Here is a 12,739-nt window from a genome sequence, read left to right on the forward strand (position 1 = left end):
GCGGCCATTCCCGTCGTTCACTGTCTATTTGCGCGCAGTGTGAAAAGCTGCCTGCCCTGAGTACCCATGCCTGCCATCGACCATCCGCTGATTGATCAATTTCTCGACGCTTTATGGCTGGAAAAAGGCCTGTCCGACAACACCCGCGACGCCTATCGCAGCGACCTCGCGCTGTTCAACGGCTGGTTGCAGGAGAAGAATCTCGAATTGATCAATGCCGGTCGCGAGTTGATCCTTGATCACCTCGCGTGGCGGCTGGAGCAAAACTACAAGCCGCGCTCGACCGCGAGATTTCTCTCCGGGGTGCGTGGCTTTTACCGCTATCTGTTGCGGGAAAAACTGATCAGCGTCGACCCGACGTTGCGAGTCGACATGCCGCAACTGGGCCGGCCGTTGCCCAAATCGCTGTCGGAAGCCGATGTCGAAGCGCTGCTCAAGGCGCCGGACCTGAGCGAGGCCATCGGCCAGCGCGACCGGGCGATGCTGGAAGTGCTGTATGCCTGTGGCCTGCGCGTGACCGAACTGATCAGCCTGACGCTGGAGCAGGTCAACCTGCGCCAGGGCGTCTTGCGGGTGATGGGCAAGGGCAGCAAGGAGCGTCTGGTGCCGATGGGCGAGGAGGCGATTGTCTGGGTTGAGCGTTATATGCGTGATGGTCGTGGCGAGTTGCTCGGCGGCCGCCCCAGCGATGTGCTGTTCCCCAGCCAGCGCGGCGAGCAGATGACCCGGCAGACGTTCTGGCATCGGATCAAGCATCAGGCCAAGGTCGCCGGTATCAGCAAGTCGCTGTCGCCGCACACCTTGCGTCACGCGTTCGCCACGCACCTGCTCAACCATGGTGCGGACTTGCGCGTGGTGCAGATGCTGCTCGGGCACAGCGACCTGTCCACCACGCAGATTTACACCCATGTCGCCCGCGCCAGGTTGCAGGATCTGCACGCCAAACACCATCCTCGCGGCTGAACACTACCCCCTGTGGGAGCGAGTCTGCTCGCGACAGCGGTGTGTCAGGCAACACTCAATCTGGATGTGCAGGCCTCTTCGCGAGCAGGCTCGCTCCAACAGGGAATCATGTCGTCCCGAATACGTGGCGACAGGCGCATTCGGCCCTCGCGACCTTATGTGTTAGGCTTTGCCGGTTTGCACGATGGACGGTTATGACCCGGTGTTTCGCACGGGCGTTCTGATCGTTTCATTGGCCCGCCCTCAGGAGTACTCATGCGTCTGACCCAGATTTTCGCTGCCGCCGCTATCGCGCTGGTGAGCACCTTTGCCGTCGCCGATGACGCGGCCGACAAAGCCATTCGTCAAAGCCTGGAAAAACTCGAACTCGAGGTTCCGGTCGAGAGCATCAGCGCCAGTCCGTTGCCTGGCATGTACGAAGTCAAACTCAAAGGCAGCCGCGTGCTTTACGCCAGCGCCGATGGCCAATACATCGTCCAGGGCAACCTGTATCAGCTCGCGAACGGCAAACCGGTCAACCTGACCGAAAAGACCGAACGCCTGGGCATTTCCAAACTGATCAATGCCATTCCGGTGGCCGAAACCGTGGTCTACCCGGCCGTGGGCGAGACCAAATCGCACATCACCGTGTTCACCGACACCACCTGCCCGTATTGCCACAAACTGCATGCCGAAGTGCCCGAGCTGAACAAGCGCGGCATCGAAGTACGTTACGTGGCGTTCCCGCGCCAGGGCCTGAATTCCCCGGGTGACGAACAGCTGCAAGCGGTGTGGTGCTCGAAAGACAAGAAAGCCGCCATGGACAAAATGGTCGATGGCAAGGAAATCAAGGCCGCCAAGTGCGATAACCCGGTTTCCAAGCAATTCGCCCTCGGTCAGTCGATCGGCGTGAATGGCACACCGGCCATCGTTTTGGCCGACGGCCAGGTCATTCCGGGCTACCAGCCGGCGCCACAAGTCGCCAAACTGGCGCTGGGCGCGAAGTAATTCGCATCGTCTCGGGCAACCGATGACGATCGTGGTCCGGCAGCAACAGCGCCGGGCCATCAACAGAGAGCCGCGAGCACGCGGTTGTTTTCCGGCCGACCCTGTGTCGGCCGTTTCATGGGGAGTTCACAGTGAATCCGGTCAAAGTAGGCATCTGTGGGTTAGGGACCGTCGGTGGCGGTACCTTCAACGTACTTCAGCGCAACGCCGAGGAAATTGCTCGTCGTGCCGGGCGTGGAATCGAAGTGGCACAAATTGCCACGCGCACGCCAAAGCCTCAGTTCCAGACGACCGGTATTGCGATTACCAACGATGTCTTCGAAGTGGCCACGAACCCTGAGATCGACATCGTCATAGAGCTGATGGGCGGCTACACCGTTGCCCGCGAGCTGGTACTCAAGGCCATCGAGAATGGCAAGCATGTGGTCACCGCGAACAAGGCGCTGATAGCCGTTCACGGTAATGAGATTTTCGCCAAGGCACGCGAGAAAGGCGTGATCGTGGCATTCGAAGCGGCGGTCGCCGGTGGCATTCCGGTGATCAAGGCGATCCGCGAAGGCCTGTCCGCCAACCGCATCAACTGGGTCGCGGGCATCATCAACGGCACCGGCAACTTCATCCTCACCGAAATGCGTGAGAAGGGCCGTACGTTCGAAGACGTGCTCGCCGAAGCGCAGGCGCTGGGTTATGCCGAAGCCGACCCGACTTTCGACGTCGAAGGCATCGATGCCGCGCACAAGTTGACCATTCTGGCGTCGATTGCCTTCGGTATTCCGCTGCAGTTCGACAAGGCTTACACCGAAGGCATCACCAAACTGACCACCGCCGACGTCAACTATGCCGAAGCGCTGGGCTATCGCATCAAACACCTCGGTGTGGCGCGCAGCACTGACGCTGGCATCGAGTTGCGCGTGCACCCGACGCTGATTCCGGCTGATCGCCTGATCGCCAACGTCAACGGCGTGATGAACGCAGTGATGGTCAACGGTGACGCCGCCGGTTCGACGCTGTTCTACGGTGCCGGCGCTGGCATGGAGCCGACCGCTTCGTCGGTGATCGCCGACCTGGTCGACGTGGTTCGCGCGATGACTTCCGACCCGGAAAACCGTGTGCCGCACCTGGCCTTCCAGCCGGACTCGTTGTCGGCGCATCCGATCCTGCCGATCGAAGCCTGCGAAAGCGCTTACTACCTGCGCATTCACGCCAAGGATCATCCGGGCGTACTGGCTCAAGTGGCGAGCATCCTGTCGGAGCGCGGCATCAATATCGAATCGATCATGCAGAAGGAAGTCGAAGAGCATGACGGCCTGGTGCCGATGATCCTGCTGACCCACCGCGTGGTCGAGCAGCGCATAAATGATGCGATCACCGCGCTGGAAGCACTGGCTGGCGTCGACGGCCCGGTTGTACGGATCCGTGTCGAACATTTGAACTAAAAGCAGCGGCAAGCTTCGAGCTGCAAGCGGCAAGAGAGAAGCAGTCTGGCTTTTACTTGCGACTTGCACCTTGCAGCTTGCAGCTCAAACCGAAGGTTTGAAAAAAATGCGATATATCAGTACTCGCGGCCAGGCCCCGGCCCTGAATTTCGAAGAGGTCCTGCTGGCCGGTCTGGCGACCGACGGCGGTCTGTACGTTCCGGAAAACCTGCCACGTTTCACTCAGGAAGAAATCGCTTCCTGGGCCGGCCTGCCTTATCACGAACTGGCCTTTCGGGTGATGCGCCCGTTCGTTACCGGCAGCATCCCGGATGCCGATTTCAAGAAGATCCTCGAAGAAACCTACGGTGTGTTCGCCCACAGCGCCGTGGCGCCATTGCGCCAGTTGAACGCTAATGAATGGGTGCTGGAACTGTTCCACGGCCCGACCCTGGCGTTCAAGGACTTCGCCCTGCAACTGCTCGGTCGCCTGCTCGACTACGTGCTGGAAAAGCGCGGCGAGCGCGTGGTGATTGTCGGTGCCACCTCCGGTGATACCGGTTCGGCAGCCATCGAAGGCTGCAAGCACTGTGAAAACGTCGACATCTTCATCCTTCACCCGCATCAGCGTGTATCGGAAGTGCAGCGTCGGCAGATGACGACGATCTTCGGCGAGAATATCCACAACATCGCCATCGAAGGCAACTTCGATGACTGTCAGGAAATGGTCAAGAACAGCTTCGCCGACCAGAGCTTCCTCAAAGGCACGCGTCTGGTGGCGGTGAACTCGATCAACTGGGCGCGAATCATGGCCCAGATCGTTTACTACTTCCACGCGGCCCTGCAGTTGGGCGGTCCGGCGCGTTCGGTGTCGTTCTCGGTGCCGACCGGCAACTTCGGCGACATTTTCGCCGGTTACCTGGCGCGCAACATGGGCCTGCCGATCAACCAGTTGATCGTCGCGACCAACCGCAACGACATCCTGCACCGCTTCATGAGCGGCAACCAGTACGTCAAGGAAACCCTGCACGCAACGCTGTCGCCATCGATGGACATTATGGTTTCGTCGAACTTCGAGCGCCTGCTGTTCGACCTGCACGGTCGTAACGGTGCGGCAATTGCCGGCCTGATGGACTCGTTCAAAAAGGATGGCAGCTTCAGCGTCGAACAAGAGCGCTGGACCGAAGCGCGTAAACTGTTCGACTCGCTGGCGGTGGACGATGCGCAGACCTGCGAAACCATTGCCGAAGTCTACGAGCAGAGCGGTGAAGTCCTTGATCCGCACACCGCCATCGGCGTGAAGGCCGCGCGCGAGTGCCGTCGCAGTCTGGACATTCCGATGGTCATTCTGGGCACTGCCCACCCGGTCAAGTTTCCCGAGGCAGTGGAGAAAGCGGGTGTAGGAAAAGCGCTCGAACTACCTGCACATCTTTCTGATTTGTTTGAGCGAAACGAGCGCTGCACCGTTCTGCCAAACGACCTGAAAGCCGTGCAAGCCTTTGTCAGTCAGCATGGCAACCGCGGCATGCCACTGTAAGCCTGCCAGCGCTGTCACATTTTGAAGCCCGTCTCCTGACGGGCTTTTTTGTTTCTGCTGCCACACTGCTCGGGTTTTCACCCACGAAGGACGGGTGAGTCGATCACGAAGGAAATGGCTATGCTGTTTTACAGAGGTTTGAAACCGGCACTGGGCTGGTTGTTTTTGTTGGCGGTGCTGGGATGGGTGCACAGCGGCGTGGCGGCGCAGATGGCACTCGATCAGGCCAATGCGTCGGTCAATGTGCCGGCTGTCGAGCTGGATGCGCAAGAGCGGCAATGGATCCGCGACAACCCCAGAGTGACGGTGGCATCGGTGCAATATCCGCTGTACCTGTTTCAGGACGAACACGGCCAATGGAGCGGTCTGAACAACGATGTGCTCAAGCGCGTCAGTGCAATGACGGGGCTGCAATTCGAGCATCAGGAGTCGTTCTCCACCGATCATATGCTCGCACGTCTGCAAAGCGGGGTCGCGGACATCAGTACGACGTTGGCCATGAGTGATGATCGCAAGACCTTCCTGGATTTCAGTCATGCTTTCGGAGGGGCCGGCTGGGTTTTTGTCGGACATGCCAATACCCCAAGGGTGGAATCTTTCGAACAACTGGCCAGACGCGTTGTGGTGCTACCCGCCCGCCATGCCCTGGAGGATGTGATTCGGCGCGATTATCCGTCGATTCAAATTCGTTCGGTAAAGACATACGCCGAAGCGCGAGCGTTGGTGGAAAGCGGTGAAGCCTATGCGACCATCGAAAACGAGATCGGCGCGCAGCTTTATCCGTTGGGCATGCTCAAGGTCGGCGGGCTGGTAGAAGGCAAGTGGGAAGCCGATCATCTGGCTGTGCGAAAAGGCATGCCGCAGCTGCTGAGTATTCTCAACAAAGCGCTGGAAGCTTTCCCGGCCGCTGAACTGCGAGCGATCCGTCTCAAATGGCTCGAAGGCGTTTCGCCGCCACCCGTGCCGTCCATCTGGGAGCGGCTGGTCGAGTGGGCATGCTGGGCGATGGGGGGGATCGGCGTTTTCGGAATACTGTCGTTGGTATGGAACCGACGCCTGGCGGCGGTGATCAAGTTGCGCTGTAAAGCGGAAAAGGAACTGGGTGATCAACTGGCCTTTCAGCATGCTCTGATCGATTCCATGCCGGACCCTGTATTCGTGCGCGATATGCAGGGGCGTCTGATCATCTGCAACCGCAGTTACGAAGAAGCGCTGTCGGTGCGCCTGGATCAGATGCAGGGGCGGTTGCTGATCGAGGTTGACGCATTTCCCGAAGCCACCGCGCGGATGCTGCACGACGAGTTCATTGCCCAGTTGCAAACCCGCAAATCGCGCTTCAGCAAGCGCCAGTTGCTATTTAATGGCGGGCCTCGAGAGGTCTATCAGTGGACCGTGCCTTTTTACAGCGGCGACGGCAAATTACGCGGCTTGTTGGGCGGCTGGACCGACATCACCCAGCGCCGGACCGAGAGCGGGTGTCGTTGTCTGCAGTAAAGAAGGGAAATGTCCTGCAAGACGCGGCTACTTTTCTGATGGGAGGCTTAAGACGCCTGCCCTAGAGTGACCGATAACTGCGGTGAGAGTCCGCGATGATCGCTCCAGAGGTCGCCCATGCGCTCGCTTAAAGTTTTGATTCTTGAACCCAACCCGTTCCAACTGATGGCATTGCATCAAATGCTCAATGCCATCGGCATCTATGACGTCTTGACCGCGCCTTCGCTGGCGTCAGCCTTGTGTTCCCTGGGGCACCGCGGTGCGGTCGATATTGCCATTTGCGATCCGCAACTCAAGGGAGGGGATGGCCTGGCCCTGATTCACCATTTGGCCGCCCACCATGAGGCGCGTGCGCTGATTCTGCTGGGCTCGGTCGCGCAGAGCCTATTGAGTGATCTGGAACCAGTGCTCCGCCAGCAACGCCTGCGTCTGCTGGGGCGTCTGCAAACGCCGGTCTCGGCAGTGTTGATGAGGGGGCTGCTGGACAGCTATCTGATCACTCCGCAGGAACTCATCGAGGCCTGAAGCCGGCGGTTATTTTTCTGTCATCTTCACCGTGCATGCTCTGTCAGACGCAGCCCCATGAGATTGGGGCGCGACAGGCAGAACTTTCTTCTCGGGCCGGTGGTCATTTAATGTGAACACGCCCCAGGCACTGTGTTTTCGGACTATTGAGTGGAGATCGAGATGGAAAGTATCAGTCTATTGCTCGGTGAGGCTCTGAGCCCGTATCAGGTGACGCTGACCCCTCGCGGCAGCCATGGTGAATGTCTGGTGACGCTGAAGAACAGCAGCGGCGCCATTGTGGTGGAACGCGAATTCAATCAGGCCCAGTTGAGCGACAAGCGCTTGCTGACCGATGTGGTGGACGGCCTGCACCGCGACGTGATGATCGCCGAAGGACGGCTGGAACCTTGCGTCATCGCGGCGTTGCGCAATGCGGCTCTGGACAAGCGTCCGGCCCTGTAAAGATGAAATATTTTTTGTGGGAACCTTCCTGCATCCCTGTCAGTCAGACCCCATAACAGCAGGATCAAGCATTGTGCTCCGGTGCTTGTCGCTTGCTGCTACGGGTCTCGAAGCAGACCACGTTTAACCCCGAGTCGTCTCCCCACTTCTCGGGGTTTCTTTTTGCCTGGCGTTTGCTCATTGCGCGGTTTATCGCTCGATGATCAAACCGCGCAGTCGTGCTCAAATGGCTCCGTCTTCGCGCAGCCGGGCGATTTGCGCCGCGTCGTAGCCCAGATCGCCAAGCACCTGCGCATTGTGTTCGCCCAACTGCGGTCCGACCCATTCGGATGAACCTGGGGTTTCGGAAAGTTTCGGCACGATGCCGGGCATTTTGAAATCCTTGCCGTCCGGCAGCTTGGCATGCAGGAACATTTCCCGCGCCAGGTATTGCGGATCGTTGAACATGTCCTCTGCGCTGAAGATCCGGCTGACCGGTACGTCGGCCTGATTGAGCAAGTCGAGAACAGTCTGCAGCGGCAGCGAATTGACCCAGCGATCAATCACGCCATACAGCTCGTCGCGGCGGCTGTCACGCCCGTCGTTACTGGCCAGCAGCGGGTCGTTGGCAAGATCTTCGCGGCCGATCACGAGCATGAAGCGTTTGAAGATCGCGTCACCATTGGCACCGATCTGTACATGCTTGCCGTCGGCGCTGGTGTGGATCGAAGAGGGCGTGATGCCCGGCATGATGTTGCCGCTGCGCTCGCGGATGAAACCGAAGACGTCGAACTCCGGCACCATGCTTTCCATCATCGCGAAAATGGCTTCGTACAGCGCAACGTCGACGACTTGGCCCAGTCCGCCGTTGACCTCGCGATGACGCAGCGCCATCAGCGCACCGATCACGCCCCACAGCGCGGCAATCGAATCGCCGATGGAGATCCCGGTGCGCACCGGTGGGCGGTCTTCGAAGCCGGTGATGTAACGCAGACCGCCCATGGATTCGCCGACCGCGCCGAAACCCGGCTGGTCCTTCATTGGCCCGGTCTGACCGAAACCGGACAGGCGCACCATCACCAGTTTCGGGTTCAGTGCGTGCAGGGTTTCCCAGCTCAGACCGAGTTTCTCCAGAACGCCGGGGCGGAAATTCTCGATGAGGATGTCGGCTTCGCCCAACAGCTGTTTCAGGATCGCCAAACCGTCAGGGTGTTTCAGATTGAGGGTCAGCGACTTCTTGTTGCGCGCCTGGACGAACCACCACAATGAGGTGCCTTCGTACAATTTGCGCCACTTGCGCAGGGGATCGCCGCCGTCCGGCGATTCGATCTTGATCACCTCGGCGCCGAATTCGCCGCAAATGCGCGAGGCAAACGGCCCGGCGATCAGCGTACCCAATTCAATGACTTTCAGACCCGAGAGCGGTTTGCTGGTGAACGGCATGCGAAATCCTGTAGGACAAGGCTGAACGGATACAGGGTTTTAACATAGCCGGCTGTCAGACGCCGCAGCTGGATTGCCATCAATTCGATGATTGCCTGTGGCATCGGTTAGACTTGCCGACTTTCCTCGTATCAAGAAGCCCGTTCATGGCACAGCCGTCCACTACCTACAAATTCGAACTGAACCTCACCGACCTCGACCGCAGCGTCTACGAGAGCGTCAAGCAGACCATCGCCCGTCATCCTTCGGAAACCGAAGAACGCATGACCGTGCGGCTGCTGGCCTACGCGCTCTGGTACAACGAGCAGCTGTCGTTCGGCCGTGGTCTGTCAGACGTGGATGAACCGGCCTTGTGGGAAAAGAGCCTGGACGACCGTGTCCTGCACTGGATCGAAGTCGGCCAGCCGGATGTCGATCGCCTGACCTGGTGCTCGCGCCGCACCGAACGCACCAGCCTGCTGGCCTACGGCAGCCTGCGAGTTTGGGAAACCAAAGTGATCCCGGCGATCAAGAACCTGAAAAACGTCAACATCGCCGCCGTTCCGCAAGAAGTGCTGGAGACCCTAGCCAAGGACATGCCCCGCGTCATCAAGTGGGACGTGATGATCAGCGAAGGCACGATCTTCGTCACCGACGATCGCGGTCAGCACGAAGTCCAGTTGCAATGGCTGCAAGGTGAGCGCGGCTGAGGTCGCGACACCGCTGATATTTCCCACGAATCAAAAAGAAGCCTCCGTCGCCCCATGCGTATCGAACCTCGTCAACTGCCTGCCACGCTGCCTTTCCTCGGTGATCTGCCGCCACTGCTGACTCGCCTGTACGCGGCGCGGGGCGTGCAGTCGGAGGCAGAGCTGGACAAGAGTCTGGCGCGCTTGATCCCGTTCCAGCAGCTCAAAGGCATTGATGCAGCGGTCGACCTGCTGGTGACGGCTCTGGAGCAGCGTCAGCGCATTCTCATTGTTGGCGACTTCGACGCGGACGGCGCCACCGCCAGCACAGTCGGTGTCCTCGGCCTGCGCCTGCTGGGCGCGGCGCATGTCGATTATCTGGTGCCGAACCGTTTCGAATACGGCTATGGCCTGACGCCGGAAATCGTAGAAGTCGCGCTGACCCGTGAACCGCAGTTATTGATCACCGTCGACAATGGTATTTCCAGTGTCGAAGGCGTCGCGGCGGCCAAGCGCGCCGGACTGAAGGTGTTGATCACCGACCACCACTTGCCCGGCGATGAACTGCCGCAGGCCGATGCGCTGGTCAATCCGAACCAGCCGGGCTGCGAGTTTCCGAGCAAGGCGCTGGCCGGCGTCGGGGTGATTTTTTACGTGTTGATGGCCTTGCGCGCGCGCCTGCGCGACCTTGGCTGGTACGAGAGCAAGCCGCAACCGAACATCGGCGAACTGCTCGATCTCGTGGCGCTGGGCAGCGTCGCCGACGTGGTGCCGCTGGATGCCAACAACCGCATTCTTGTGCACCAAGGCTTGGAGCGTATTCGTGCCGGCCGGGCGCGGCCGGGGATCAAGGCGATCCTCGAAGTTGCCAAGCGTGATGCTGCGCGGATCACTTCCACCGACCTGGGTTTCATCGTCGGCCCGCGCCTGAACGCCGCCGGGCGTCTGGACGACATGAGCCTGGGCATCGAATGCCTGCTCACCGCCGACGCCAGTCTGGCGCGGGAAATGGCTGCGCAACTGGACGGCATGAACCAGGATCGCAAATCCATCGAGCAGGGCATGCAGCGTGAAGCGCTGGCGCAGCTCAAGGATCTGCCGGTCGAATCGATGCCTTTTGGTCTGTGCCTGTTCGATCCGGAGTGGCATCAGGGCGTGATCGGCATCCTCGCCTCGCGGATGAAAGAGCGCTATTTCCGCCCGACCATCGCTTTCGCTGATGCCGGTGATGGCTTGCTCAAGGGCTCCGGTCGCTCGGTGCAAGGCTTCCATATTCGCGATGCGCTGAGCGTGGTCGCGGCGCAGCATCCGAACCTGATCGCCAAGTACGGTGGCCACGCGATGGCCGCTGGTCTGACCTTGCCGCAGGAGAATTTTCCGCTGTTCGCCGAGGCATTCGACGCTGAGGTTCGCAGGCAACTTCGCGAAGAGGACCTCACCGGGCGCATGTTGTCGGACGGCACGCTGGCCGTCGAAGAGTTCCACCTCGAACTGGCTCGCGCCTTGCGTCACGCCGGGCCATGGGGTCAGCACTTTCCTGAGCCGCTGTTTCATGGCGTGTTCCAGTTGGTCGAGCAGCGTGTAGTTGGCGAGCGGCATTTGAAAGTGGTGCTGAAAAGCGAATGCGGTTCGGTGAAGCTTGATGGCATCGCGTTTGGCATTGATCGCGATGTGTGGCCGAACCCGACGATTCAATGGGTTGAACTGGCTTACAAGCTCGACGTTAACGAGTTTCGCGGCAACGAGACTGTGCAGTTGATGATTGCTCATATCGAACCGCGTTAAGCCATTCGCGAGCAGGCTCGCTCCCACAGGTACGGTGCAGTCTTGTGGGAGCGAGCCTGCTCGCGAAAGCGTCCTTTCACACACTGAATTACTCTGAACCCTCCGTCATCCTCGGTTGTCGACTAGGCTCTAAGCACTGCTTGATTGGCCTTGTGACGTCTTGTCGAATTTTTGCCCGCGGGGGCGGGTGTCGCACCCTTTATCTGTCACTCGTCGACTTTTCAAACAGAACCCTGGAGCCTGCCCACTGATTCGAGAGGTGCCCCATGAGTCTGCTGCTTGAACCCTTTACTCTTCGCCAACTGACCCTGCCCAACCGCATCGCCGTGTCGCCGATGTGCCAGTACTCCAGCGTCGACGGCCTGGCCAACGACTGGCACCTGGTGCACCTGGGCAGCCGCGCGGTGGGCGGTGCCGGTCTGGTGTTTACCGAAGCTACGGCGATTACCGCCGACGGGCGCATCACCGCCGAAGACCTTGGCCTGTGGAACGACGAACAGATCGCCCCGCTGCAACGCATCACTCGCTTCATCACCGCGCAGGGCGCCGTCGCGGGTATTCAACTGGCGCACGCCGGGCGCAAGGCCAGCACTCACCGGCCGTGGATCGGCAAGCATGGCAGCGTCAAACCCGAAGATGGCGGCTGGACCCCGGTCGGACCATCGCCGATTGCCTTCGATCCGCAGCACACCCAACCGAAGCAGCTGGATGAGGGGCAGATCGCCGAGGTGATCCAGGCCTTTGTCGATGCGGCCAAACGCGCGCTGACGGCGGGGTTCAGTGTGGTCGAGGTGCATGCCGCGCACGGCTATCTGCTGCATCAGTTTCTTTCGCCGCTGAGCAATCAACGCCGCGATCAGTACGGTGGTTCGTTCGAGAATCGCATCCGCCTGGTGCTGCAAGTCACTGAAGCTGTGAGGGCGGTGTGGCCGGAGGAATTGCCGGTGTTTGTCCGCGTCTCGGCGACCGACTGGGTCGAAGACGGCTGGAATCCGGATGAGACAGTGGAGCTGGCGCGGCGTCTGCACACCCTTGGCGCGGATCTGATCGATGTATCATCGGGCGGGACTGCGGCTAACGCGGAGATCCCCGTCGGGCCGGGTTACCAGACGCGCTTTGCCGAACGTGTACGCAAGGAATCAGGCATCGCCACTGGCACTGTGGGAATGATTACCGAGCCGGCGCAGGCCGAGCATATTCTGCGCACCTGTCAGGCCGACATCATTTTCCTCGCCCGCGAACTGCTGCGTGATCCTTACTGGCCGCTGCATGCCGATGATGATCTGGGCGGGCGCAAAGCGGTGTGGCCGGCGCAGTATCAGCGCGCGACCCATCGGGATCAGCCGATTCATGAATCGGATTTGCGCGATTGATTGAAGGCTGAAAAGCAAAAGCCCCGAGCCGGTGATGGTCGGGGCTTTTCTATTCGGCACAAGTTTGCGTTGTCAGGCGGGCTTCTTCGCGAGCAGGCTCGCTCCCACAATAGGAATGCGGACCCC

11 protein-coding genes are annotated in these 12,739 nt (G+C 60.1%); 10 read left to right on the forward strand and 1 reads right to left on the reverse strand.

Translation table 11 applies throughout. The annotated features are described in order from the left end of the window. Nucleotides 1-66 precede the first annotated feature (66 nt). The 7 genes from xerD to AB4N53_RS24930 all read left to right on the forward strand — a co-directional run bounded on the left by xerD (nucleotide 67) and on the right by AB4N53_RS24930 (nucleotide 7,365). Entirely contained in the window at nucleotides 67-963 is an 897-nt protein-coding gene (gene xerD / locus AB4N53_RS24900) for a site-specific tyrosine recombinase XerD (protein WP_071174488.1), read from the forward strand. 255 nt (nucleotides 964-1,218) lie between these two features. After that, on the forward strand, nucleotides 1,219-1,950 hold the full coding sequence (dsbC, locus tag AB4N53_RS24905) for a bifunctional protein-disulfide isomerase/oxidoreductase DsbC (RefSeq protein ID WP_016771534.1): 732 nt from the start codon (nucleotides 1,219-1,221) through the stop codon (nucleotides 1,948-1,950). Between the two features lie 131 nt (nucleotides 1,951-2,081). Continuing rightward, on the forward strand, nucleotides 2,082-3,386 hold the full coding sequence (locus AB4N53_RS24910; protein WP_024011722.1) for a homoserine dehydrogenase: 1,305 nt from the start codon (nucleotides 2,082-2,084) through the stop codon (nucleotides 3,384-3,386). A gap of 106 nt (nucleotides 3,387-3,492) precedes the next feature. Next, nucleotides 3,493-4,902: a threonine synthase gene (thrC, locus tag AB4N53_RS24915; protein ID WP_460124333.1), complete on the forward strand. Its 1,410-nt coding sequence runs from the start codon at nucleotides 3,493-3,495 to the stop codon at nucleotides 4,900-4,902. A 120-nt stretch (nucleotides 4,903-5,022) separates the two neighbouring features. After that, a complete protein-coding gene (locus AB4N53_RS24920; protein WP_460124336.1) occupies nucleotides 5,023-6,396 on the forward strand; it encodes a transporter substrate-binding domain-containing protein in 1,374 nt (457 codons plus the stop codon). A gap of 117 nt (nucleotides 6,397-6,513) precedes the next feature. Continuing rightward, entirely contained in the window at nucleotides 6,514-6,921 is a 408-nt protein-coding gene (locus tag AB4N53_RS24925; RefSeq protein ID WP_460124339.1) for a response regulator, read from the forward strand. A gap of 162 nt (nucleotides 6,922-7,083) precedes the next feature. After that, nucleotides 7,084-7,365, forward strand: coding sequence for a DUF3509 domain-containing protein (locus AB4N53_RS24930; protein ID WP_016771530.1), 282 nt, complete (start codon nucleotides 7,084-7,086; stop codon nucleotides 7,363-7,365). Between the two features lie 222 nt (nucleotides 7,366-7,587). Here AB4N53_RS24930 and AB4N53_RS24935 read toward each other — a convergent pair whose 3' ends face one another. Then, entirely contained in the window at nucleotides 7,588-8,787 is a 1,200-nt protein-coding gene (locus AB4N53_RS24935) for a CaiB/BaiF CoA transferase family protein (protein ID WP_024011725.1), read from the reverse strand. A 146-nt stretch (nucleotides 8,788-8,933) separates the two neighbouring features. On the opposite strand from AB4N53_RS24935, the gene AB4N53_RS24940 reads away from it, so the two are divergent. From AB4N53_RS24940 to AB4N53_RS24950, 3 genes are all read left to right on the forward strand, one after another. Beyond that, nucleotides 8,934-9,476, forward strand: coding sequence for a YaeQ family protein (locus tag AB4N53_RS24940; protein WP_083366913.1), 543 nt, complete (start codon nucleotides 8,934-8,936; stop codon nucleotides 9,474-9,476). Between the two features lie 54 nt (nucleotides 9,477-9,530). Then, on the forward strand, nucleotides 9,531-11,240 hold the full coding sequence (recJ, locus tag AB4N53_RS24945) for a single-stranded-DNA-specific exonuclease RecJ (protein WP_460124343.1): 1,710 nt from the start codon (nucleotides 9,531-9,533) through the stop codon (nucleotides 11,238-11,240). Nucleotides 11,241-11,506: 266 nt separating this feature from the next. Next, nucleotides 11,507-12,613 (forward strand): NADH:flavin oxidoreductase/NADH oxidase, encoded by a 1,107-nt coding sequence (locus tag AB4N53_RS24950; RefSeq protein WP_460124346.1) that lies wholly within the window; start codon nucleotides 11,507-11,509, stop codon nucleotides 12,611-12,613. Nucleotides 12,614-12,739 lie beyond the last annotated feature (126 nt).

The sequence above is a fragment of the Pseudomonas sp. H3_E04 genome (genome assembly GCF_054668915.1).